26 protein-coding genes are annotated in these 21,371 nt (G+C 56.4%); 13 read left to right on the top strand and 13 right to left on the bottom strand.

The features are described from left to right. Positions 1-22: 22 nt before the first annotated feature. Positions 23-520, top strand: coding sequence for a MarR family winged helix-turn-helix transcriptional regulator (locus ACR0IY_RS05175; protein WP_480670899.1), 498 nt, complete (start codon positions 23-25; stop codon positions 518-520). Here ACR0IY_RS05175 and ACR0IY_RS05170 read toward each other — a convergent pair. Genes ACR0IY_RS05170 through ACR0IY_RS05160 form a run of 3 tightly spaced genes read right to left on the bottom strand, consistent with a single transcriptional unit; the run spans position 467 to position 2,369 of the window. Further along, positions 467-1,243 (bottom strand): DUF1194 domain-containing protein, encoded by a 777-nt coding sequence (locus tag ACR0IY_RS05170; protein ID WP_480670897.1) that lies wholly within the window; start codon positions 1,241-1,243, stop codon positions 467-469. The genes ACR0IY_RS05175 and ACR0IY_RS05170 overlap by 54 nt on opposite strands. Next, on the bottom strand, positions 1,240-1,944 hold the full coding sequence (locus tag ACR0IY_RS05165) for a DUF1194 domain-containing protein (RefSeq protein ID WP_480670895.1): 705 nt from the start codon (positions 1,942-1,944) through the stop codon (positions 1,240-1,242). The genes ACR0IY_RS05170 and ACR0IY_RS05165 overlap by 4 nt, the downstream gene beginning before the upstream one ends. Beyond that, the gene (locus ACR0IY_RS05160; protein WP_480670893.1) at positions 1,941-2,369 is read right to left on the bottom strand and encodes a VOC family protein; all 429 of its coding nucleotides are present in this window, start codon (positions 2,367-2,369) and stop codon (positions 1,941-1,943) included. The genes ACR0IY_RS05165 and ACR0IY_RS05160 overlap by 4 nt, the downstream gene beginning before the upstream one ends. Positions 2,370-2,544: 175 nt before the next feature. Here ACR0IY_RS05160 and thyX point away from each other — a divergent pair, with 175 nt between their 5' ends. Further along, positions 2,545-3,456, top strand: coding sequence for an FAD-dependent thymidylate synthase (gene thyX / locus ACR0IY_RS05155; RefSeq protein ID WP_480670891.1), 912 nt, complete (start codon positions 2,545-2,547; stop codon positions 3,454-3,456). A 241-nt stretch (positions 3,457-3,697) separates the two neighbouring features. Here the strand turns inward: thyX and ACR0IY_RS05150 are convergent, their stop codons facing one another. Then, complete coding sequence (locus ACR0IY_RS05150) at positions 3,698-3,904, bottom strand: cold-shock protein (RefSeq protein ID WP_138839651.1); 207 nt, start codon at positions 3,902-3,904, stop codon at positions 3,698-3,700. A gap of 51 nt (positions 3,905-3,955) precedes the next feature. Here ACR0IY_RS05150 and ACR0IY_RS05145 point away from each other — a divergent pair, with 51 nt between their 5' ends. Genes ACR0IY_RS05145 through ACR0IY_RS05135 form a run of 3 tightly spaced genes read left to right on the top strand, consistent with a single transcriptional unit; the run spans position 3,956 to position 4,848 of the window. Then, on the top strand, positions 3,956-4,096 hold the full coding sequence (locus ACR0IY_RS05145) for a hypothetical protein (protein ID WP_480670889.1): 141 nt from the start codon (positions 3,956-3,958) through the stop codon (positions 4,094-4,096). Between the two features lie 24 nt (positions 4,097-4,120). Further along, positions 4,121-4,438 (top strand): ArsC/Spx/MgsR family protein, encoded by a 318-nt coding sequence (locus ACR0IY_RS05140; protein WP_480670887.1) that lies wholly within the window; start codon positions 4,121-4,123, stop codon positions 4,436-4,438. A gap of 41 nt (positions 4,439-4,479) precedes the next feature. After that, positions 4,480-4,848 carry a hypothetical protein gene (locus ACR0IY_RS05135; protein ID WP_480670885.1) on the top strand — a complete coding sequence of 123 codons (369 nt, stop codon included), beginning with the start codon at positions 4,480-4,482 and terminating at the stop codon, positions 4,846-4,848. A 1-nt stretch (position 4,849) separates the two neighbouring features. Here the strand turns inward: ACR0IY_RS05135 and ACR0IY_RS05130 are convergent, their stop codons facing one another. The 5 genes from ACR0IY_RS05130 to thrS all read right to left on the bottom strand — a co-directional run bounded on the left by ACR0IY_RS05130 (position 4,850) and on the right by thrS (position 9,529). After that, entirely contained in the window at positions 4,850-5,377 is a 528-nt protein-coding gene (locus ACR0IY_RS05130; RefSeq protein WP_480670883.1) for a DoxX family protein, read from the bottom strand. Further along, positions 5,374-6,135 carry an HvfC/BufC family peptide modification chaperone gene (locus tag ACR0IY_RS05125; RefSeq protein WP_480670882.1) on the bottom strand — a complete coding sequence of 254 codons (762 nt, stop codon included), beginning with the start codon at positions 6,133-6,135 and terminating at the stop codon, positions 5,374-5,376. Before ACR0IY_RS05125 ends, ACR0IY_RS05130 begins: the two co-directional genes overlap by 4 nt. After that, positions 6,132-6,989: an MNIO family bufferin maturase gene (gene bufB, locus ACR0IY_RS05120; protein WP_480670880.1), complete on the bottom strand. Its 858-nt coding sequence runs from the start codon at positions 6,987-6,989 to the stop codon at positions 6,132-6,134. Before bufB ends, ACR0IY_RS05125 begins: the two co-directional genes overlap by 4 nt. A 71-nt stretch (positions 6,990-7,060) precedes the next feature. Beyond that, the gene (locus tag ACR0IY_RS05115; RefSeq protein WP_480670878.1) at positions 7,061-7,348 is read right to left on the bottom strand and encodes a BufA1 family periplasmic bufferin-type metallophore; all 288 of its coding nucleotides are present in this window, start codon (positions 7,346-7,348) and stop codon (positions 7,061-7,063) included. Positions 7,349-7,570: 222 nt separating this feature from the next. Continuing rightward, on the bottom strand, positions 7,571-9,529 hold the full coding sequence (thrS, locus tag ACR0IY_RS05110) for a threonine--tRNA ligase (protein WP_480670876.1): 1,959 nt from the start codon (positions 9,527-9,529) through the stop codon (positions 7,571-7,573). Between the two features lie 194 nt (positions 9,530-9,723). On the opposite strand from thrS, the gene ACR0IY_RS05105 reads away from it, so the two are divergent. From ACR0IY_RS05105 to ACR0IY_RS05090, 4 genes are all read left to right on the top strand, one after another. Next, positions 9,724-10,473: an alpha/beta hydrolase gene (locus ACR0IY_RS05105; RefSeq protein ID WP_480671149.1), complete on the top strand. Its 750-nt coding sequence runs from the start codon at positions 9,724-9,726 to the stop codon at positions 10,471-10,473. Further along, positions 10,473-11,465, top strand: coding sequence for an alpha/beta hydrolase (locus tag ACR0IY_RS05100; protein ID WP_480670875.1), 993 nt, complete (start codon positions 10,473-10,475; stop codon positions 11,463-11,465). Before ACR0IY_RS05105 ends, ACR0IY_RS05100 begins: the two co-directional genes overlap by 1 nt. A 20-nt stretch (positions 11,466-11,485) precedes the next feature. Further along, complete coding sequence (locus tag ACR0IY_RS05095) at positions 11,486-12,100, top strand: hypothetical protein (protein WP_480671147.1); 615 nt, start codon at positions 11,486-11,488, stop codon at positions 12,098-12,100. Between the two features lie 83 nt (positions 12,101-12,183). Next, a complete protein-coding gene (locus ACR0IY_RS05090; protein ID WP_480670873.1) occupies positions 12,184-12,900 on the top strand; it encodes an alpha/beta fold hydrolase in 717 nt (238 codons plus the stop codon). Here ACR0IY_RS05090 and ACR0IY_RS05085 read toward each other — a convergent pair. Together ACR0IY_RS05085 and phaZ are read right to left on the bottom strand one after the other, a co-directional pair. After that, complete coding sequence (locus tag ACR0IY_RS05085; protein ID WP_480670871.1) at positions 12,891-13,475, bottom strand: DUF6151 family protein; 585 nt, start codon at positions 13,473-13,475, stop codon at positions 12,891-12,893. The genes ACR0IY_RS05090 and ACR0IY_RS05085 overlap by 10 nt on opposite strands. Positions 13,476-13,480: 5 nt before the next feature. Beyond that, positions 13,481-14,752: a polyhydroxyalkanoate depolymerase gene (phaZ, locus tag ACR0IY_RS05080; protein WP_480670870.1), complete on the bottom strand. Its 1,272-nt coding sequence runs from the start codon at positions 14,750-14,752 to the stop codon at positions 13,481-13,483. Between the two features lie 113 nt (positions 14,753-14,865). On the opposite strand from phaZ, the gene ACR0IY_RS05075 reads away from it, so the two are divergent. From ACR0IY_RS05075 to ACR0IY_RS05060, 4 genes are all read left to right on the top strand, one after another. After that, positions 14,866-16,668 (top strand): PHA/PHB synthase family protein, encoded by a 1,803-nt coding sequence (locus ACR0IY_RS05075; protein ID WP_480670868.1) that lies wholly within the window; start codon positions 14,866-14,868, stop codon positions 16,666-16,668. 130 nt (positions 16,669-16,798) lie between these two features. Further along, the gene (locus ACR0IY_RS05070; protein ID WP_480670867.1) at positions 16,799-17,242 is read left to right on the top strand and encodes a phasin family protein; all 444 of its coding nucleotides are present in this window, start codon (positions 16,799-16,801) and stop codon (positions 17,240-17,242) included. A 135-nt stretch (positions 17,243-17,377) separates the two neighbouring features. Continuing rightward, positions 17,378-17,932 carry a polyhydroxyalkanoate synthesis repressor PhaR gene (gene phaR / locus ACR0IY_RS05065; RefSeq protein WP_480670865.1) on the top strand — a complete coding sequence of 185 codons (555 nt, stop codon included), beginning with the start codon at positions 17,378-17,380 and terminating at the stop codon, positions 17,930-17,932. A gap of 11 nt (positions 17,933-17,943) precedes the next feature. Beyond that, a complete protein-coding gene (locus ACR0IY_RS05060; protein ID WP_480670863.1) occupies positions 17,944-18,708 on the top strand; it encodes a trypsin-like serine peptidase in 765 nt (254 codons plus the stop codon). On the opposite strand, the gene ACR0IY_RS05055 is transcribed toward ACR0IY_RS05060, so the two are convergent. Both ACR0IY_RS05055 and ACR0IY_RS05050 read right to left on the bottom strand, forming a co-directional pair. Then, positions 18,709-19,923, bottom strand: coding sequence for a DegT/DnrJ/EryC1/StrS family aminotransferase (locus ACR0IY_RS05055; RefSeq protein WP_480670861.1), 1,215 nt, complete (start codon positions 19,921-19,923; stop codon positions 18,709-18,711). A gap of 113 nt (positions 19,924-20,036) precedes the next feature. Next, positions 20,037-21,341 carry an NAD(P)/FAD-dependent oxidoreductase gene (locus tag ACR0IY_RS05050; RefSeq protein WP_480670859.1) on the bottom strand — a complete coding sequence of 435 codons (1,305 nt, stop codon included), beginning with the start codon at positions 21,339-21,341 and terminating at the stop codon, positions 20,037-20,039. Between the last annotated feature and the right edge of the window lie 30 nt (positions 21,342-21,371).

Below are 21,371 nucleotides of genomic sequence, written 5' to 3'. Positions count from 1 at the left end.
CGCGACTGAATCGGAGGGTCGGATGAGTATTGAAATGCAGGTCTCGGTGCCGGGAACCAAAGGGTTCATGACCAGCTATCTTGAGGCGCTTGCCCTGGTTGAACGGCTGCACCGTCTGTTGCTGGACGTCATCAAGGATGAGTTCGAGCGTGTAGGCGTGTTGGAGATCAACGCCGTTCAGGCCCTATTGCTATTCAACATAGGAGATCATGAGGTGACGGCAGGTGAATTGAAAAGCCGAGGTTACTATCAGGGCAGCAATGTCAGCTACAACCTCAAGAAGTTGGTCGAGATGGGGTATATGCATCACCAGCGATGCGAGATTGACAGGCGTTCAGTTCGGGTCCGGCTGACGCCACGCGGGCGGGAAATCCGAGACATCGTAACCGACCTGTTTTCGCGTCACGCGGAAGGCCTGCAAACCCGAGGCGTGCTTGGGTTGGAGGGGATCGACGACATCACCACTTCACTGCGCCGGGTTGAGCGCTATTGGACCGATCAGATCCGCTATATCTACTGACCGGGGCATGTCGGTCTTGCCGGTATCCGACAGGATCAGTCCTTCCAGTTCACGTACCAGCTTTCTCGTCATCGCGTCCTGATAGGCGTCAAAGCCCAGGGCAACTTCAACAAAGGCATTCGGACCCAGAATAACCCAGGCGCCGTAATAGGCTGAAAGCTCTCCGACCTGAACATAGCGTTTATCGCCATTGCTGGTGTCGTCCGCGCCAATGACCAGCCCATTGATGGTTATTCCGGTGGGGGACAATGTCTTTTTGACGTCGCGCGGATTGGGCCCCAGATTGTGTTTGCCGTCGCCGGAAAGATCCAGCGTGCGTTTCCAACACTGGGATTGTTGCGACAGCAACTCGGCCCCAAACAACATCGCGGACCCCACAGCGGTGCCTTGCGGAGCGTTGCTTCGCAGAGTGTTGTGCAACTGGGTAGAAATTCGGTCTAGATCGCCAACTGAGCGAATGTCTGTCCAGTTGAGCAAAAGGCGATGGTGTCCGGGCTCGCTCCATTCGAAGATCGCCAGTTTTACCGGCGCCATCGGATTCGACAGGATCGCCTGTACCACCTCCGGTTCCAGCAACGCAGCGGCGAGGCCATCCAGCTGCAACCGATATTCGCTGCTATTTACCGAACCCGACACGTCCAGCCCCAAGGCTAATGCCTGTCTGCATTCCGAAGCAGCCGATCCAGCCGCCAGATACATGATTGCTGCCAGAGCCCGCATCATTTCCAATCCGCCCTTGGGAGTGACCCGATTTCAAACCCCTGCAACTCACGCTCTAGTTTGCGGCGCATTGCCCGTTCGAAATCCTCAAACCCATCCGCAATTTCAAGGAATGCGCCGGGTCCGCGAAGGACATTGTTTTCGAAAAAGGGGATTAGGTACAGATTACCTTCGAAATCGGCGGCATTGATGACCAAACCATTGACCACTATGTTTCCAAAAGGGAAATGCTGATACGCCAAATCCGGGCCGAAGCCATCATTGTTCGATCCATCACCCGACAGATCGATGGTCTGGAAAAGGCAGGTTGGTGCCTGCTGCATCAACCTTGCGCCAAACGCCAGCGCATAACCCATTGCCGTCGCCGATCCGCTGTCTGACCGAACAGATTGCTGCACTGTTGACGCTGCCAGCAAAAGGTCTGCCTGGGTATTAATCATAGTCCAGTTCAAAATGATCCGCTGATTGGTCTGACCACTCCATTCATAAACGGCTAAGGCCACCGGCATTGGGGAAGAAAAAAATGCTTCAGTGACTTCGGGAGCGACAAGGGCCGCGGCCAGACCCTGCCGTTGCAACGCATCCTCGGTCGGGTCCACCGAAGTCGAGATGTCCAGAGCCAATGCCAGGGCAAGCCGACAGGTCTCGGCCCGAAGGGGGCTGGCCATACCGGCCAGGCCCAATGTTATAAGCCAGCGGATCACCAGTGGCCGGTGCTTTCCATGCTGGCCCAGGGTTCAGCGGGCTCCAGCGCTTCGCCATGTTGCAGTAACTCAACCGAGATATTGTCAGGTGAGCGAATAAAAGCCATGCGCCCGTCGCGGGGCGGGCGATTAATCACGACACCGTTGTCCTGCAGGTGCTGACACACTTCGTAGATATTATCGACACCATAGGCGAGATGGCCGAAATGCCGGCTGTCGCTGGGCAGGGAGTCGTCGCCATCCCAGTTGTAGGTCAGTTCGATCGGGCGGTCTTCTTGCCCCTCAGGCGCCATGAAGACCAGCGAGAAACGCCCCGCCTCGCTGTCGTAACGGCGAGTCTCCTTCAGGCCCAGCAGCTTGTAAAACGCCATGGACTTCTCCAGGTCCTTTACGCGGACCATGGTGTGAAGATATGTCAGCCCCATTGTGGCTTCCTTTCTGTTCAAATGATGCGCAGCAGCTTAGCGCGCGATGCAAAGGTGTCGAGAGGCAGCGCGGACACATTTTGGAAAATGCGAAGATGGGTGCACATGTCGCGGTTCCGGTCCAGGATTTGGCGAGATATAGTGGTTAGCGACTCATTGCTGGAAAGGAACTTTCATGCCGCTGTCCCCTGATCAACTGGCCGAGATCGAAGCGCAAAGAGCGCAATCGCATCCTACTCGCCGCGTTGTGGCCGCAGGAATGGAAGACCACCTCTATACTGCTCATCAGGTGTTGGATCACGGCTTTGTCCGTGTGATCGATTATATGGGAGACGACGCGGCGATCTGTCAGGCGGCGCGGGTGTCCTATGGTAAAGGCACCAAGTCGGTACAGAATGATGAGGGGCTGATCCGCTATCTGATGCGCCATTGGCATTCGACCCCGTTTGAGATGTGCGAGATCAAGCTGCACGTCAAACTCCCGGTATTCGTGGCCCGGCAATGGATCCGCCACCGTACGGCGAATGTGAACGAATATTCGGCGCGCTATTCGATTCTGGATCGCGAGTTCTACATTCCGGCACCCGACCACGTCGCCGCACAGTCTGAGGTGAACAACCAAGGCCGGGGTGACGCCCTGCAGGGGGAAGAGGCGGCGCGCGTTCTGGATATTCTCAAGGCCGACAGTGCGCGTTGTTATGACAACTATGAAGCGATGATCAACCAGGACGGTCAGCAGGGTCTGGCGCGCGAACTGGCACGGATGAACCTGCCTGCGAATATCTATACGCAGTGGTATTGGAAGGTGGACCTGCACAACTTGTTCCACTTCCTGCGTCTGCGGGCCGACCCGCATGCGCAGTACGAGATTCGCGTGTACGCCGAGGCGATGTGCAACATCGTCGCCGACTGGGTCCCTTTTGCTTACAAAGCGTTCGAGGATTACCGTCTGGGCGCGGTCAATCTGTCGGCCCAAATGGTCGATAGCCTGCGCAGAATGCTGGCTGGCGAAACGGTGACACAGGAAAACTCGGGCATGACCACGCGTGAATGGCGTGAGTTTGAGGCCGTAATCCGCGAAGGATAATGCATCTGTCGGGTGATTTTCTCGCTTAAGATTTGATTGGCCTGGTGCAGCCGCAACAGGCCATTTTCAAATGCCAATGGAACTTCGCTTTGGGGCGTTAGTCCTGTTCCGAGCGAACAAAACACACTTAGTCGCGCCCGAATTGATTCAGCACGAGAGAAGGTCAGAAAACCTTTGATTATTGGTCAACGGCCGGAAATTGGCCGTTGACCTGTTTTAAGAACCGGCAAAAGCTGGTGTTCTACAGCGGCTTCAAATCAGATGCCATTTGGCGACCGTCACGTCCGTCTTGTAACTCATACGAGACTTTCTGATTGTCAGCGAGCCCGGTCAAACCGGATCGTTCTACGGCCGAGATATGAACAAAAACGTCCTTGCCACCTTCGTCAGGTGCAATAAACCCATAGCCTTTCGTGGTATTAAACCACTTCACGGTGCCAGTTGGCATTTCCCGTGTCTCCTTCTACTTGCACGTTGTCCCACATAATTGGTGGGGGTAGTGGTTGACGCCGCCGCAAATCATCACTGCATCGCCCACACGATACAGCCCGAATTGCGTGTTTCGTCTTTTTCAACATTGCACGGTGAAGTAAAAAATCAAGAATTACCGGAACAAGCAGGCAAAATTGCCAAAAATTAAATCACAGACAGGAGCGAACCAAAAATGCGCCTTTATGGCTTGAAAACGTGTGATACTTGCCGCAAGGCGTTGAAATCGCTGCCAGATGCGGAATTTATAGATGTTCGCTCGCAGGGAGTCCCTGATTCCGTGTTGGCATCGGCTCTGGAAACCTTCGGCGAGGCTTTGCTCAATACACGGTCTACAACCTGGCGTGGATTGAACGAGGAAGAGCGCAAACGCCCCCCTCTGACGCTCCTGGCTGATCACCCGACCCTGATGAAGCGGCCTCTGATCGAGCATAACGGAGCGTTGTATCTAGGCTGGACAGCAGAGACGCGGTCAGACCTTGGCGTTGCGTGATGGGGTGACTATCTGAATTGACGCAGAAAAGAGGTTTGTGAATGCGCAACGCAGCTATGATTCTGGGTGTCATTGCCGGGCTGATCGGAATGATCGTGGGCTTTTTCGGCTATGGCTATATCGAACTGATTGACCGGTATGGTGAGATCGAAGGGTTGGCAGAACAAGTGGACAACGCTCAGGTCATTCAGACGGCATCCATCCTTGCTCCATTGCTGGCTATCGCCGGAGGCGCGATGGCCCATGCACGAGCATTGGTTGGAGGAGTATTGTTGCTGATTTCAGCCGCTGGGATGTACTACGCTTTTGGCTTTAACGTGTTCACCATGTTCCCGGTTGCCTTTGCGGCCGTGGCGGGCCTCCTTGGGCTGGCCGCGGGTAAACCGGACGAGCCCAAGGCGCATTTCTAGATCACTTGATGCGCAGGATGCGGTCCAGCGACAGCGGGCCTGCGCCATTGATCACGATGACAAGAAACAGGAATGTCCACAGTGTTCTGGTGTCCAGCAGGTTGGGATCGTTGGTAAAGAAAGTGCCAAGTGCGGCCCCGTGCCCGTTGACGTCCACGATTGTCTGAACCCAGACAAAAACGGCCATTCCCAGCGCTGCGACACGTGAAAGCAACCCAACAACGATCAAAGCAGGCAGCAGGAATTCAGCCCAAGTGCCCAATGTGGCGATGAGCCAGTACATGAAACCCAACTGTGAACTGTCATAGCTGACGGCTTCCATCGCTTTGGGAAAGATCTGCACATATGCCCCGTCAGAGGGACGGAGAAATCCAAAGAACCCACTGCCGAGTTTCGTCATGGCGGAATTCCAATAATACACCAGCAATGTTGCCGCGAAGACCAGCCGGGCTAGGGTTGGTGTCAACCAGCCGGAGGTCATTTCCAACCTTCCCAGGGTGTTGTTGTGCAATGAGATCAGGGCAGTCATGTTGCCAGCCTTTCGATAGTCACAGAGGTTATTGCACCGCCCTGTAAGAGCAGCGCCAGAGTGGCCCCAAGGTCGAATTCGGGGAATTTGGCTGCCGTTTCTTCAAACGCACCACCAATGGTTTGTCCGGCAATCAGGCTCGCAATCCAATGTGCGCCACCTTTGGGCAGCAGGTGCGGTGCCGGGTCATAGTCGGGCCGAGTGATCAGAATGTCTTGCGCGCCGGGCTCGGGTTTGGGTGCGCCGTCTTCGGTGTTGAAGCGCCAGATGGAAAAGACCGGCCAGTCCGATTCCAGAACCTGCATTGATTGCGCGAACCTCAGTCGGGCCCGCATAACGTCCTCTGGAGGCACGTCCAGCGCATCCGCCGGGGCGGCTGTGCTGTCCGCCGCGTGGTAGGACCGGCGCAAGGCCAGTTCTAGACGGGCAACGTCAGACAGGTAACCCAGATGCGATAGCTGCTCCATCCCGGACAGAAAGTCAGGGAAGTCTTCACCATAGAACATCATCAGAGGCGAAGAGTGGGGATGCTTGCGCAGGAAAATCCCTGACAGACCATCCATGTTCTTGGGGCCAAGAAGTTTGGTGATCACCGGAAAGGCTTGATGCATCGCCTCGGTCAATGACACCGCTACGTTGTTGCGATATACGCTGAACCGGCGGCCAGCGGGTTGGGCTGCGGCGTCCAATAACCCTTCTGGTATGGCAGCTGAAGGATCCAGTAGCGCGGCGTGAAAGGTTGTCTGCGAAACGCTCATACCGGAACGCGGTCCAAGGCCGCCTGTGCGCGTTCTGCTTCAGCCCGAAGAATGGGCCAGTCTGGGACATCTGTGTCCCATTCGATCAATACGGGTTTCTGCCCGGATTTTTCCAGAACATAATCGAGAAGCGCCCAAACCGGGTCGACCACTTCGCGCCCGTGGCTATCGATGAGGAGTGGGTGGCCATGGTCATCTTCGTCTTCATCATGTCCGCCTAGATGAATCTCGCCCACCTTGTCCAGCGGATAGGCGTCAATGTAGCCCTGAGGTGAGAAATCAAGATTGGTGGCTGACACAAAGACGTTGTTCACATCCAACAGCAGTCCGCATCCGGTACGTCGTGCGATTTCCCGCAGGAAATCGGGTTCGGACCATGTGCTTTCTTCGAACGCCAGATAACTGGAGGGATTTTCCAGCAGCATTTGCCGTCCGACTACGTTCTGCACCTGATCGATATGCGCGCAGATGCGGGCAAGTGTCGTGTCCGTATAGGGTAGGGGAAGCAGGTCATTTAGAAAATGGCTGTCATGTGTGGACCAGGCCAGATGCTCCGAGAAACTAGCTGGGTTCAACCAGCCGACCAGGTGTTTCAGGCGGGCCAGATGCTCGGTGTCCAGCGGGGTTTCGCCGCCGATCGACAGGCCGACACCGTGGACCGAGATTGGAAACTGTTCGGACAGATGGCGCAACTGAGCCAGAGGCCGTCCACCATCACCCATGTAGTTTTCGGCATGAATTTCAAGCCATGAAACAGGGTTCGCATAGTCGAGAATCTGCGCGAAGTGCTGGGGCTTGTAGCCAACGCCCGGCGCTGCAGGCAGTCTGTCTGATCTGCTTGTTTTATCCAACATTCGCTTGCTCCCCATTCACGAAAAAGAGGCGGGCGATATGGCCCGCCCCTTCATTTCCTGAAAGTTCAGGCTTATGCAGGCAGGTCGCGTTCCAGCGGCTCCAGCGAACCTTTGCGGTTGTCCGGCAGTTCGATATCGGCACAGGTGCCTGCGTCGACCAGTGTCCAGGCGTTGCCCTGGTAGTCTACGGTCGAGGTGCCTGCGCAGGTGGTGCCGGGGCCTGCGGCACAATCGTTTTGGCCAGCAAGCGAAACGCCATAGCATTTCTCTTTGGCTTGTGCTGATGCGGTTGTGGCGGCGCCTGAAACAGCAGCAGCAACTGCGCTTGCGATGACCAGGGTTTTTGCGGTGTTCGACATCTCGGTAATCCCTTTTGATGACTGCGTATGTCTGCTTGTGACAATGACAAAGTTAATGGCTTGGGGACCTCAGTTGAATTCACGAGCCCGTGTCTCACAAGCGCGTCAAAGAGCGTAATGCCCCCTTGAAGCTTAACAAACTGTTTTTGATCAATAAAAGGGGAAATGTTTCAAACCGGCCCCTGTTTGGGGGCCGGTTTTTTGGCGATATGGCGCCAATTGTTACAGCAGGTCCGGCGGAGTGGCCGCCTGAGACAGCTCATTTGTTACAGCTTCAAGCGGCTGAACTTGCGTCTGCTTTTCGCCCAGCCGACGGACACTTACGGTGCGTTCTTCGACTTCGCGGTGACCAACGGCCAGAATGACCGGAACCTTACCAACCGAATGTTCACGGACCTTGTAGTTGATCTTTTCGTTGCGAATGTCAGCTTCGGCCCGGACACCGGCAGCCTTGAGCGTTTCAACCACTTCCATCACGTAGTCATCCGCCTCGGATGTGATTGAGGCGACAACAACCTGACGCGGAGCCAGCCAGAACGGCAGCTTGCCAGCGTGTTCTTCGATCAGGATGCCGATGAATCGTTCGAACGAACCCAGTGTCGCACGGTGTAGCATGACCGGGCGGTGCTTTCCGCCGTCCGCGCCAATATACGTGGCGTCCAGACGTTCGGGCAGAACGAAGTCCACCTGATGTGTGCCGCATTGCCAGTCCCGTCCAATCGCGTCGGTCAGAACGAACTCCAGCTTGGGTCCGTAAAAAGCACCTTCGCCGGGGTTCAGCTCCGGTTCGATACCGGCAGCGCGGGTGGCGCTGAGCAGGGCAGCTTCGGCTTTATCCCAAACTTCGTCCGAGCCCGAACGCTTTTCTGGGCGGTCCGAAAATTTGACCGAGAACTTCTCGAAGCCAAGATCCTTGTAGACCGTGGACAGGAACCGGATGAATTCAGCGGTCTCGGATTCAATCTGGTCTTCGGCGCAGAAGATATGACCATCATCCTGAGTGAAACCGCGCACGCGCATGATGCCGTGCAGCGCGCCTGAGGGTTCATAGCGGTTGCACGATCCGAATTCAGCCATACGCAAGGGCAGGTCGCGGTAGGATTTGAGGCCCTGATTGAAGATCTGTACGTGGCAGGGACAGTTCATCGGTTTCAGCGCATTTACGGCTTTTTCCCGTGCGTGCTCCTCGTCGACTTCAACGATGAACATATTTTCTTGATACTTGTCCCAGTGCCCCGAAGCTTCCCAGAGCTTGCGGTCTACGACCTGCGGTGTGTTGACCTCAACATACCCGCCTTTGCGTTGCTGACGGCGCATATAGTCTTGCAGCAGGGTGTAGACAGTCCAGCCGTTCGGGTGCCAGAAAATCTGGCCCGGCGCTTCTTCCTGCATGTGGAACAGGTCCATCTCGCGGCCCAGTTTGCGGTGGTCGCGTTTGGCGGCTTCTTCCAGCATATGCAGGTAAGCTTTCAGCTTTTCTTTGCCGGTGAAGGCGACGCCATAGATACGCTGAAGCATCGCGCGGTTGCTGTCGCCGCGCCAGTATGCGCCTGCGATCGACATCAACTTGAACGCGTCACCCGGAACCTGACCGGTGTGCTGCAAGTGCGGTCCGCGGCACAAATCCTGCCAGTTACCGTGCCAGTACATGCGCAGCGGCTCGTCGCCCGGAATGGCTTCGATCAGCTCAACCTTATAAGGCTCGTCATTGGCGGTGTAGAAATCAATCGCGCGCTGACGGTCCCAGACCTCGGTGGTCACGGGATCGCGCTTGTTAATGATTTCCTTCATCTTTTTCTCGATCAGGCCGAGGTCTTCGGGCGTGAATGGCTCAGCGCGGTCGAAGTCATAATACCAGCCATTTTCGATAACGGGGCCGATGGTAACCTTGGTGTCGGGCCAGATTTCCTGCACCGCACGCGCCATGATATGCGCCAAATCGTGGCGGATCAGTTCATTGGCCTGAACTTCGTCTTTCATGGTGTGGATGGCGATGTTGGCATCGGTTTCGATAGGCCATTGCAGATCCCAGTGCTGGCCGTTCACCGTGGCCGAGATGGCTTTTTTCGCCAGCGAGGTCGAGATTTCGGCAGCCACCTGCGCGGGCGTAACGCCTGCGTCGTAAGATCGTGCATTGCCATCGGGAAAAGTAAGGGAGACTGACTGTGAGTCCAGGGCCATATTGGCTCTCCTCGTCGGTTTGGCGCCCACTGAACGCCCGGTTGCGGGTTATTTGTGTCTGGCTCATGTGGCAGGTGCAGTATTACCTGTCAAGACCAGAAGGCTGACGCACTGACGCTGCGGGATGGTGGAATTCGGCAATTGCGACCACCGGGCTGTCGTGCATGATGTCACCCAAAGAGAAAGAGGTTTTCATGGCAGCAACGGATTTTCTGGACACGGCTCAAGGGCGACGGCTGGCCTATCACAAAACCGAGGGCACCGGCCCAACGGTAGTTTTCTTGGGTGGTCTTAAGTCGGATATGGAGGGCACCAAGGCGGTGCACCTTGAAGCCTGGGCAAAGGCACGAGGACAGGCGTTTTTGCGGTTCGACTATTCCGGTCATGGTGAAAGTTCTGAGGCCTTTACCGATGGCTGCATCGGGGACTGGCATGAGGATACGGTTGAAGCTGTCGCAGCGCTGACCGAGGGGCCTCTGATCATTGTGGGGTCCTCTATGGGCGGATGGCAGGCGCTATTGCTGGCCAAAGCAATGCCCGAGCGGATTGCGGGCATGGTCACGATCGCCGCCGCGCCGGATTTCACCGAAGATGGCTATTGGGCATCGTTCAGTGATGTGCAGAAGGCTGCGCTGGACAGTGTCGGTCATGTGGAACTGCCTTCGGACTACATGGAGCCCTACATCATCACCAAGCGGATGATTGAGGACGGGCGGCAACGGTTGGTTCTGCGGGACCCGCTGGATCTGCCGTTCCCGGTGCGGTTCCTGCAGGGTACGGCCGATACCGCAGTGTCTACTGAAACCGCAGTGCGATTGCTTGAGCACGCGGCGGGACCAGACATGCGTCTGTTGCTGGTCAAGGATGCGGACCATCGCTTCTCGGACGGGCCGTGTTTGGGCATGATCGAACAGGCCGTTCTCGACGTGATGGGGAACAACTGATGCAGCGCGTCGGGTGGGTTCTCGGACGGCTGCTGTTGACGCTGGTTGTTGTTGGCGGGCTGCTTTATTTGTTCGGGCCACGCGAAGAAGTTGACCTGCACCCGCGCTTTGATCCGCGCAAGTTTGGCGAAGGGGTCCAAGTCTATTTTGAAAGCACCGAATCCGCCTTTGATGACATTGTGCCGGGCGTTGAAAAGCGCGTGGTCTGGCAGGATGGTTTCAAGGAACAGCGCACACCGGTTTCGGTGCTCTATGTACACGGGTTCTCGGCTTCGTCCGAAGAAATCCGGCCGGTGCCTGATATGGTGGCTGACGCTCTGGGTGCCAATCTGGTTTATACGCGGCTGCAAGGGCACGGCCGGGATGGAAGCGCGATGGCCGAAGGAACGGCTACGGGTTGGATGCACGACATGGCCGAAGGGTTGGCCGCAGCGCGGGCTGTCGGAGACAAGGTCGTTGTTATCTCAACTTCAACCGGCGGAACCTTGGCAGCGGCTGCCGCGCTGGATGAAGAGCTAAGCCGCGATGTCGTGGGAATTGTATTTGTTTCTCCGAACTTTGGAGTGAACACTCCGGGTGCCTGGTTGCCTGGCTTGCCCTGGGCGCGTACGTGGCTGCCTGCTGTGATGGGGCAGGATCGCGATGTCTCAAGCGCTGATCCGGAAAAGAACAAATACTGGTCATCAGTGTATCCGTGGGAAGCCGTAGTGCCGATGACAGTGCTGGTTGAAGCCGTCTATGCGCTGGATTTTTCTGGCGCGCAGGTGCCAGCGTTGTTCTGGTTCTCGGACGACGATCAAGTGGTGCGGCCGGATGTGACGCATCAGGTGGCCGAAGCCTGGGGTGGACCTGCCACGGTGCAGCTGGTGACGATGGGGCCGGGCGACGATCCCAGCTCGCACGTGGTGGCGGGGCGTCTTATGTCACCGGGTCAGACGGAGGTCACTGTCACGGGTATTCTGGACTGGCTCAAAGGAATTGGGGTGGAATAACAATGCGTAAGCCGGGCAGCATGTGGAGCCTTGAGACGCTTGGCCGTGTACGCTTGTCCCGGCATTTTTTCATGCGGGACTTTCTTTATTCCGAGATCGGGAATTTTCATGAAAAACAGAACCTTCCTGACAATCCCGACCTTGCTATAGAAACCGGGCGCGCATTTTGCCAGACGCTGTTGGATCCTTTGGAGGAAACCTTTGGCCGTGTTGCGGTCCGATCCGGGTATCGCTCGCCTTCGCTCAATCGGTTTGGGAACGAAAACCGCCTGAACTGCGCGCGGAATAATCACCCGTTGGAATGCCATATCTGGGATCGGGGGCGGGGCGATGATCGCATTGCCGGGGCGTCGATAGTCATTCCCTGGTTTGCTGACCGATACGCAGAAGGTCGCGATTGGCGGGATTTGGCGTGGTGGATGCACGACCATCTGGACTATTCCGAGATCTGGTTCTTTCCCAAGCTATGCGCTTTCAACCTTGTCTGGCGGCCCAATCCTCAACGCCGGATTGACAGCTACATTGCGCCACGGGGGAGTCTGCTAAAGGCAGGGGCCGAGCCGGACGAAAACCTGAACACGCGCCGCAAGCGGTACGCGGATTTCCCTACTTTCCGAGGCATCAACTATCCTTGAAGTTTAACTTGCCCGATCCTCAAAAACCTCTCATCTTCGATGGTGATGCTAAGCCCCAAAGGTCGAATACTGCGAGGTCCCGTGTGATCGAGCCACTGGTTTTACTGCCTGAATTTATGTGCGACGCACGGCTTTTCGAACATCAGATCAGCTATCTGTCGCGCCAAAGGGCGGTTACCGTTGCGCCGATCTCATTTGGGGAACGTATCGAAGAAATCGCATCAGCACTATTGGATCAGCTTCCGCATCGGTTCGCGCTGGGGGGACTTGGAATGGGGGGCATGGTTGCGCTTGAACTGATCCGGCGGGCGCCAGATCGAGTGACGCGATTGTGTCTTGTGGCAACCGATGCGCAGGCGGATACGCCTCAGCTTGCAGCGGCCCGCGAAGAGTTGCTGATTGGTGCAAAAATCGGACGTCTTGCGGATGTCATGCGCAGGATTATCGGGTCGGATTCTCTGGCGCCGGGGCCTCAGCGTATCCCGATCCTGGACAGCCTCGTATCAATGGCGCTGGATTTGGGGCCGGAGGTGTTCGAGCGTCAGATTCGTGTGCTGCAACGGCGACCGGATCAACAGGGCGCGTTGCGACACATTCAAGTGCCGACCCTAGTTCTGTGCGGGGCGCATGACACCCTAACCCCCCAAAGAAAACACGCCTTTATGGCAGAGCTGATCCCCGGTGCCGAACTGAGGGTTTTCGAGGACGCCGGTCATCTGCCGCCCCTTGAAACTCCCCAGCTAGTGAATGATGCGCTGGGGCAGTGGCTGAGTGCGCCTGCCCGGGCGGCCTATGTATAAAACTTTGCGCGTTCAGCTTTGCTGAGGACCGTTGGCGTGGCCACAGGCGCGCCAGTGTCGATATCGAAAAAAGGCGTGTTTTTCCAGCTGCCCGACAACCACGAACGGCAGAGGCGCGACAGCAGTCCAACCGCAGCATAGCGCAGCTTTTTGTGGGTTTGCTTGCCACCCGGTTGCGGAACAAAGCCTAGGGTGGTGACTGGCCCAAGCGCAACGGGATCAGAAAGGCGCTTAACGTCGAACCCAGCAAAAGGAATTTTCGCTGTGCGTGAGGTCGTCGCGAGGGGGGCGTTGCAGCAACGCGTATACCAACGCAGCATTCCTTTGGGGCTAAGCTGCATCAGCGCCAAGTGTTCGCGACCGCTTTCGATTATTATTTCTTCCGGGCTCATCTGCAGAACATCGACAGGGCCGGGGGCCGGGTCGGGTTGCCCGAAATACAGTTGGGCCGCGCGGCAATCATGGCAAAAACACCCGACATGCGTGCCAGATCGAACTCCGTTCGTAGTAATATACCCGTGCAACGTTCCGCACGTGCAGGAGAAGGCTATTTCCTGTGCCGATCTCCTGCGCATGTTCGTCAGGCGACCCTGTTGCTATTGGCTGCGCGCTGTTTCGGGTTGCGGGTGTTGGCGTTCATGAAGTCGATCACCAGTGGCCGGATATTATTGCGCCAACTCCGCCCGGCAAAAATGCCATAGTGACCCGCGCCGGGTTCAACATGGCTGGCCTTTTTCGATTCCGGCAGTCCTGTGCACAGATCAAGCGCTGCAATGCATTGGCCCGGGGCCGAGATATCGTCGTTCGCCCCTTCGACCGTTTTGACCGCCACATCGGTGATCTTTCCGATATCCACTTTGTGGCCAGCGACGACAAAGTCGTTCCGCGCAATCTCGCGGTTCTTAAAGACCCGTTCGACTGTCGACAGGTAGAACTCTGCAGTCATATCCATGACCGCCAGATATTCGTCGTAGAAACGGTTGTGTGCATCGTGATCCGATGCCTCACCGCGCATGGTGCGCTGAATCTGATCCGAGAACGCCCGCGAATGCCGGTCCGCGTTCATCGACATAAAAGACGCGAGTTGCAGCAGGCCAGGGTAAACCATGCGGCCAACGCCCTTGTACTTGAAACCGACCCGTTGGATCATGGTCTCTTCCAGTTGGCCCATTGTGACGCGACGGCCAAAATCGGTCACGTCGGTCGGGGTGGCATCGGGATCGACGGGGCCGCCGATCAGAGTCAGGGTGCTGGGCTGCGCGCTGGGCTCGACTTCGGCCAGATAGGCGGTTGCGGCCAGTGTCAGCGGTACAGGCTGGCAAACGGCAACGACATGGATATCCGGGCCCAGCTCTTTCATAAAATCGACAAGATAGAGGGTATAATCCTCGACATCGAACTTGCCTTCGGACACGGGGATATCGCGCGCATTATGCCAGTCGGTAACGTAGACTTCGCAGTTGACCAGCAGACTTTTCACGGTCGATCGCAAAAGCGTTGCATAATGCCCCGACATCGGTGCCACCAACAGAACTTTGCGCGGCTGTTCTTCGCGGCCATTTACGCGGAAATGGACAAGGTCGCCAAAAGGGCGCTCGACGATCGTTGTAATATCGACCAGATGGTCCTTGCCGTCTTCGCAGGTAAAAGTGCGAATGCCCCAATCGGGCTTGACGATCATGCGCTGGAATGTACGTTCCGTCACTTCACCCCACGCGGCCATCATGCTGAACGCAGGGTTAGGCACCATCGAAAACATCGGGTAGGATGCAATTGCGCTGGCGGTAGCACCCATCCATTGGTTTGTGTTGCGTATCGTCTCCATCAAGTCATAAGTCATCATGTAACGCATGATAAAGGGGCCTCCTGAGTGTCAGCCAGTAAGTTCGGACTATTCGCCGCTTTGCCCCCCGACACTCACGACGTTATTCTGCGTAGCAGCGAAGTTAGGGCGGAATTGTTAAAATGACAACAAGTGAAGACCAAATGCCTGAATTGACCGAAGAACACCTTGAACGACTTAAGGAAAATATGGACAAGGTCGAGCAGTTGTCGAAACGACTGGTCGAAGTTATGGCGGTAAAAAAGCCGCATACGCCCGCGTTGGACGGTCCGAATCAGGAACTTTTTGCAAAAGCAGCAACGGCATATTGGTCCGAAGCCTGGCAAAATCCGGCCAAGCTTCTGGAGCAACAAATCGAGTTTTGGGGCAAGTCTGTTATGAACTTTGCCCAAGCCCAAAAAGCGTTGGCATCCGGCGAGGTTTCCGACGAACAATCCCGCCCTGTCGACAAACGATTTTCAAACCCTTTGTGGGAAACCAACCCTTATTTCCGTCTGATTCACCAGCAGTACCAGACCAATGCAGATGCCATTGCGCAGGCCGTCGCTTCGGTCGACGATCTGGAAGAAACGGACAAGCGGCGCCTGCGGTATTTTTCGCAACAGATCATAGATATGATGGCGCCCACGAACTTTCTGGCGACAAACCCCGACGCCCTGCAAAAGGCGGTGGAAACCGAAGGTCAGTCGCTCATCCAGGGGCTAGAAAACCTTGTCTCGGACCTCGAGGCGAATGACGGCGAACTGGTGGTCAAGCTGGCCGATGAAAGCGCGTTTCAGGTCGGTGGAAATCTGGCGACCTCGCCGGGCGACGTCGTTTATCGCAATCGAATGATGGAACTGATCCAGTACAAGCCAGCGACTGAAACGGTTTGTGAGACACCCATCGTTCTGTTCCCACCCTGGATCAACAAGTTCTATATCCTGGATCTCAAGGCTCAGAACAGCTTGATCAAATGGATCACCGAGCAAGGCTATACCCTGTTTGTCGTCAGCTGGGTCAACCCGGACGAAAGCTATGCAGAAACCGGGATGGAGGACTATATTCAGGACGGTTTCCTGACTGCGATCGAAGAAGCCAAGAAAATTTGCAAGGTCAAACAGGTAAATGCGATCGGGTATTGTATCGCGGGAACAACGCTGAGCCTGACCCTGTCATTGCTAAAGCAACGCGGCGATAAGTCGATTAAGTCAGCCACATTGTTCACGGCGCTGACCGACTTTTCCGATCAGGGTGAGTTCACACCCTTCCTGCAAAACGATTTCATTGACGGAATCGAAGCAGAGGTCAACAAAGAGGGCGTTTTGCGGTCTTGGATCATGGCGCGAACTATGTCCTTCCTGCGGTCTCGCGACCTGATCTATGGGCCTGCCATTCGCAGCTATATGCTGGGCGAGGTGCCTCCGGCCTTTGATCTTCTGTACTGGAACGGCGATGGCGCAAACCTGCCCGCCAAGATGGCCGTTGAATATCTACGCGGTCTTTGTCAGCGCAATGAATTCGCGACGGACGGTTTTGAACTGTTTGGTCATAAATTGCATGTCGGTGATGTAGACGTGCCCCTAATGGCGATCACGTGCGAGACTGACCACATTGCAGCCTGGAAGGATTGCTATCGCGGGGTGCAGAAAATGGGCTCTAAGTCCAAGACTTTTGTGGTCTCGGAATCCGGGCATATCGCCGGGATTGTCAATCCGCCCAGCAAGAAGAAGTATGGTCACTATACCAATCCTGATCTGAGTACGGACTCTGCGACATGGATGAAGAAGGCCGACTTCCACGAAGGTTCGTGGTGGCCCATGTGGGAGGCCTGGCTGAAGAAGCGGTCAGGCAAGCAGGTTCCAGCCCGTGATATCGGCGATTCGGAGCATCCCAGCCTGGCACCGGCCCCTGGAACCTATGTGGTCGCCGATCCAAATCATTGATTTCATAATGAAACTTAAATTATTCTGCGTTGCAGCAAAAAAAACTTGAAATGCTGCGACGCAGAAATCATATTGTCCTCAAGCTGATGAAAGCCGGGGTGGGCCCGGTTCGGCAAAAAGGATTAGGACAATGGCAAAGACTCAAGACTTTACCGCGACCCTGAAAGAAATGATGGGTGCATTCCCCGTTGACACCACCGCTCTGGAAGGTGCCTTCAAATCGACCGCTTCGCTGAACGAAAAGCTGTCGGGCGTTGCTCTGGAAGCAGCTGAGAAATCGGCTGAAATCTCGAACAAGTGGACCAAAGACACTCTGGCCAAACTGACCGAGATCTCGAAAGCAAAGGCAGAGCCTGCTGATTACGCCAAAGCGGCAACCGATTTCGCAAGCGCGTCGGCCGAAGTTGCTGCTGAAAATATGGCTGCTTTCGCTGAAATCGCGAAAAAAGTTCAGACTGAAACCGTCGAACTGCTGATGGCTGCCGGCAAAGAAGCAGCAGAAGACGCAACTGCTGCCGTTCAAAAAGCAACCAACGACGTGACTGCTGCTGCTAAGAAAGCTGCTGCCAAGTAAAGAATATCGCGACACGCACCCGTTCCTCCCAATCTGGTGCACTCGCGCTGGGCAGGTCTGATGGCCTGCCCTTTCTTTTTGTTCTGCGGTCGCATAATCTCTGCTGCAACGCATCATTCACGGGGAGGATAAGCGGTGTCGGAACAAGAAAAACCGCTGTTGATCAAGCGCTATGCCAGCCGCCGGCTGTATAACACCGAGACGAGCGACTATGTCACGCTCGAGGATATTGCGACCTTTATCCGTGACGGGCGCGAAGTGCAGATCATCGATCTGAAAACCGGGGACGATCTGACCCGTCAATATCTGCTGCAGATCATTGCCGAACACGAAAGCCGTGGTGAAAACGTTCTGCCGGTCAACGTGCTGAACGATCTGGTGCGCAGCTATATGATCCCGGGCGGTGGGATGATGCCGCAATTCTTGCAAAGCTCGTTCGAGATGTTGCGCGAGAGCCAAAGCAAAATGGTGGAAAATATGAACGCCATGAACCCCATGTCGCAGATACCTGGGTTCGAAGCCATGCAGGCGCAGCAGCAGGCGTTCCTGAAGGCCATGACCGGTGGGTTGTCTGGCAACTGGTCAGGTCCCGACAAGGAAGAGGGTGCCGAACCCGAAACCAACGAAGATCTGGACGACATCAAAAAGCAACTGGCTGAGTTGCAGAAAAAACTCTCCAAGTTGAACTGACGGAAACGATCATGCGCTGGCTGGTCCTGAGTTTCGCTCTACTTTGGACACAGCCTGTCTTTGCGCAGGGGCAGTTTTCTGAAAACTGGTCGTCGGTCTGCTCGATCGGAGCAAAGGCGGAAGCCGGATGCGATGACATTCTCGCGCGAGAGATTCTGGATGCGGCTATGCCGCCGTGGCGCGCCATAGGGCGGATCAATTTCGCCAGTCGGGATCAGAAGTCGCATTGCACGGGCGTTCTTGTTTCGGACGTGCAGGTTCTGACCGCCGCGCATTGTTTGTACAACACACCACGGCAGCGGTGGATTCCCCCTTCCAGCATTCGTTTCGCGGCCGGGTATCAGCGCGGTGCCGCTGTCGCCGTTTCTGAGGTTTCAGCCTATCGATTGGCATCGGGTCAAGACATTGGCCGTGCGTTCGCAAACCAAGCCGATCTTGACTGGGCAGTGCTGGAACTGGCTGATCCGATAGGTCACGAAGTTGGGTTCCTGCCGCTTGCAGATGAGGAAACTGTCGCGTCATTCGTGGCCGGATATCCGGGCCTTCGCCCCCATGTTCTGAGCCGGACTAAAGTTTGCGCACCTCGACGCCATGCCGACGGGGTTCTATTAGCGATCTGCCCAGTGATGATGGGGGATTCGGGCGCGCCGTTACTGGTCGAAACGCCAACGGGTTTAAAGGTTGCCGGAGTTTTATCACGTGTGGCTGCAACCCCCGACGGGATTACAGCGCTGTTTCTGTCCACCGAGGTCTTTGACCTCGGTACGCAGGATTAATCAGGTGCCGTAGACCGGCACCGGACCGGTCACTTCGCCAACCGACGCCAGCAGGATATCCGCGATCACGTCCAGCTCTTCACGCGTCAGCCGAACAGGCAGTCGCACGTCGCAGGCTTTCATCAGCATCGCGCGGGTTTTGGGCAGTTCAACCTTTTCGGGCAGGAACTGCCAGTTCCAAAATGCGCGGGCGTTGTCTTCGCTCAGCCCAAACACCTGCACTTTGACCCCACGCGCTTCGGCCGCTGCGGCAAAGGCGCGAATATCGTCATCGGTCAGGTTCACAAGATTGAACTGGATCGAATCCGGCGCGCGGCGTTCGGGCGACAGCGGGGCAGGTACGTCGATAAAGGGCGATGTATTCAGCCGTTCAGCCACATGGTCATGATTAGCCAACCCGTCTCGTACGCGCCGTGCCAGTTCCGGAATTTGCGGCCGGATTACCGCGGCACTCAGGTTGCTCATCCGCAGGTTATACAGTGGCAACTGGTTCTGCCAGCGGGCAAAGGCTTGTTCCAGCTCCGGCGAGTTGTCGCCGTGCGGACCTTTGTGCTTTTTCCAGTTATGTTCATAGGCGCCAGACATGATGACGGCGCGGGCTACCAGATTGGCGTCGTCGGTGATCAGAATGCCGCCTTCGCCCGCATTGATCATCTTGTAGGACTGGAATGAGAAACAACCGACCTTGCCGATGGTGCCGATGTTGCGCCCGTGCCAGATGGTGCCAAGCGAATGGGCGGCATCCTCAATGACCGGAATACCGCGCGCGTCGCACAAGGCCATGATTGCGTCCATATCAGAAGTATGGCCGCGCATGTGGCTGATGATCACTGCCTGAACGTTATCCAGCTTGGCCTCAAAATCGGCCATGTCGATGCGGTAGTTCTCGCCCACTTCGCACAGGACCGGAATGCAGTCGGCATGCACGACCGAAGAAGGAACCGCGGCAAAGGTAAAGCCTGGGATCAGTACCCGCGCATCCCGCGGCAGGTCCAACGCCTTCAGCGACAGGAACAGCGCAGCAGAGCAGGACGAAACTGCAAGAGCGTACTTTGAACCCAGCAAGGCGGCAAACTCGGCCTCGAGCAAAGCGACCGGTGCATTTTGCGGTGCGGTATAGCGGAACAGGTCGCCAGACTGCATGAGGGCATCGATGGCCTCTCGCGCGGCTGCGGGGATGGGTTCGGCGTCGTGAACGTTAGGTGGAAGCGTCATATTTGATTTTCCCAAATTCTATCTTTGGGGAATGTAAATCTAAAGCAGGGGCAATCCAAGCCCCCATTCGCCGCTGCGGCGAAATTTCACCAATCTGTCGTAATTTAAGGGGTTCAGATCCCGAGGCGATCCCTCAGCGAGAACCACGTCATCGCAAGCACCAGCAACGGGCTCCTCAGAGCAGCGCCGCCCGGGAAGGGTAGGGCGGGAACGCGGGCCATGGTGTCGAACCCTTCGGCTTGTCCTTGTATCGCCATTGCCATCAGTTGCCCCGCGTGGGTTGCCGTACCGACCCCGTGACCGGAATAACCCGAGGCCGAAAGGATATTGGGCGCAACCCGCGCCAGATAGGGCATACGGCGCATAGTGATGGCCAGCGTGCCACCCCAAGCATAGTCGATCTTCACATCCCTCAGATGCGGGAATATCTCGGCCATCGGTTTGCGCACCTTGGCGGCAATGTCGGTGGGGAAACGATAGCCATAGCTTTCGCCGCCGCCAAACAGCAGGCGACCATCGGCGCTGAGGCGAAAATAATTCACAACGAATTTGGTATCCGCAACTGCGACATCCTGGGTAAGGACCTTCGCGGCGTCATCCCCAAGGGGTTCGGTTGCCGCGATGAAGTTGTTTATCGGCATGACCCGGGCCGCCACCTTGCGGTTCAGGTCGCCGAGATAGCCATTGCAGGCCAGAATGACATGTTCTGCTTCAACCTTGCCCTGTGTGGTCTGCACAGCGGCAGGCCGGGTCTCCGAGATGCCGGTGACTTCGGTGCCTTCAAAAATCCGTACACCAGCTTTGGCCGCAGCCTGAGCCAACCCCAGCGCAAAATTCAACGGGTGCAGGTGCGCGGCACCCATGTCCAGATAGCCGCCGCGGTAAGTCGGCGAGGGGCACAACGCACGACCCGCGTCTTCGTCCAGTAATTCGATCTGATCATAGCCATACCGATTAGACAGATGCGCCGCGTGCTCGTGCAATTCCTTCTGCTCAGAGGAAGACAGGCAAAGGCCCGCGATACCGGGTTTCAGATCGCAGTCGATCTGATGTTTGGCGATCAGCGATTTGACAAGGTCCTTGGCGTCCTCTGCCAGGGTCCAAAGCTTGGCGGCGTCGTCGTCGCCGACCAGGCGTTCCAGGTCTTCCTGATCCATCCGCTGCGCGCTGCCCAATTGCCCCCCATTGCGGCCCGAGGCTCCAAAGCCCACGCGATGCGCCTCGAGAAGAACAACATCGAACCCGGCCTCGGCCAGATGCAAGGCCGCCGACAGGCCGGTATAGCCGCCGCCGACGATGCAGACATCGGCTTTGACTTCGCCGGACAGGGCCGGGAAAGGCTCTGTCGGGTTGGCTGTAGCCGCGTACCAGCTTTGCGGATACTCTGCCTTGCGGTCGTTGGAATACAGCAGGTTCATCGCCAGCCTCATCTTCTTTATGCTTTAGAC

It is taken from the genome of Ruegeria sp. BC1 (assembly GCF_056539305.1).
The sequence above is the reverse complement of the archived record's forward strand: the minus strand, read 5'-3'. Positions and strand labels throughout refer to the sequence as shown.

Bases quoted from the DNA above. Each gene is read 5' to 3' on its own strand.
- ACR0IY_RS05175 (WP_480670899.1), top strand. From the start codon at position 23: ATGAGTATTGAAATGCAGGTCTCGGTGCCGGGAACCAAAGGGTTCATG.
- ACR0IY_RS05170 (WP_480670897.1), bottom strand. From the start codon at position 1,243: ATGATGCGGGCTCTGGCAGCAATCATGTATCTGGCGGCTGGATCGGCT.
- ACR0IY_RS05160 (WP_480670893.1), bottom strand. From the start codon at position 2,369: ATGGGGCTGACATATCTTCACACCATGGTCCGCGTAAAGGACCTGGAG.
- thyX (WP_480670891.1), top strand. From the start codon at position 2,545: ATGCCGCTGTCCCCTGATCAACTGGCCGAGATCGAAGCGCAAAGAGCG.
- ACR0IY_RS05150 (WP_138839651.1), bottom strand. From the start codon at position 3,904: ATGCCAACTGGCACCGTGAAGTGGTTTAATACCACGAAAGGCTATGGG.
- ACR0IY_RS05140 (WP_480670887.1), top strand. From the start codon at position 4,121: ATGCGCCTTTATGGCTTGAAAACGTGTGATACTTGCCGCAAGGCGTTG.
- ACR0IY_RS05135 (WP_480670885.1), top strand. From the start codon at position 4,480: ATGCGCAACGCAGCTATGATTCTGGGTGTCATTGCCGGGCTGATCGGA.
- ACR0IY_RS05130 (WP_480670883.1), bottom strand. From the start codon at position 5,377: ATGACTGCCCTGATCTCATTGCACAACAACACCCTGGGAAGGTTGGAA.
- ACR0IY_RS05125 (WP_480670882.1), bottom strand. From the start codon at position 6,135: ATGAGCGTTTCGCAGACAACCTTTCACGCCGCGCTACTGGATCCTTCA.
- bufB (WP_480670880.1), bottom strand. From the start codon at position 6,989: ATGTTGGATAAAACAAGCAGATCAGACAGACTGCCTGCAGCGCCGGGC.
- ACR0IY_RS05115 (WP_480670878.1), bottom strand. From the start codon at position 7,348: ATGTCGAACACCGCAAAAACCCTGGTCATCGCAAGCGCAGTTGCTGCT.
- thrS (WP_480670876.1), bottom strand. From the start codon at position 9,529: ATGGCCCTGGACTCACAGTCAGTCTCCCTTACTTTTCCCGATGGCAAT.
- ACR0IY_RS05105 (WP_480671149.1), top strand. From the start codon at position 9,724: ATGGCAGCAACGGATTTTCTGGACACGGCTCAAGGGCGACGGCTGGCC.
- ACR0IY_RS05100 (WP_480670875.1), top strand. From the start codon at position 10,473: ATGCAGCGCGTCGGGTGGGTTCTCGGACGGCTGCTGTTGACGCTGGTT.
- ACR0IY_RS05095 (WP_480671147.1), top strand. From the start codon at position 11,486: ATGTGGAGCCTTGAGACGCTTGGCCGTGTACGCTTGTCCCGGCATTTT.
- ACR0IY_RS05085 (WP_480670871.1), bottom strand. From the start codon at position 13,475: ATGCGCAGGAGATCGGCACAGGAAATAGCCTTCTCCTGCACGTGCGGA.
- phaZ (WP_480670870.1), bottom strand. From the start codon at position 14,752: ATGCGTTACATGATGACTTATGACTTGATGGAGACGATACGCAACACA.
- ACR0IY_RS05075 (WP_480670868.1), top strand. From the start codon at position 14,866: ATGACAACAAGTGAAGACCAAATGCCTGAATTGACCGAAGAACACCTT.
- ACR0IY_RS05070 (WP_480670867.1), top strand. From the start codon at position 16,799: ATGGCAAAGACTCAAGACTTTACCGCGACCCTGAAAGAAATGATGGGT.
- ACR0IY_RS05060 (WP_480670863.1), top strand. From the start codon at position 17,944: ATGCGCTGGCTGGTCCTGAGTTTCGCTCTACTTTGGACACAGCCTGTC.
- ACR0IY_RS05055 (WP_480670861.1), bottom strand. From the start codon at position 19,923: ATGACGCTTCCACCTAACGTTCACGACGCCGAACCCATCCCCGCAGCC.
- ACR0IY_RS05050 (WP_480670859.1), bottom strand. From the start codon at position 21,341: ATGAACCTGCTGTATTCCAACGACCGCAAGGCAGAGTATCCGCAAAGC.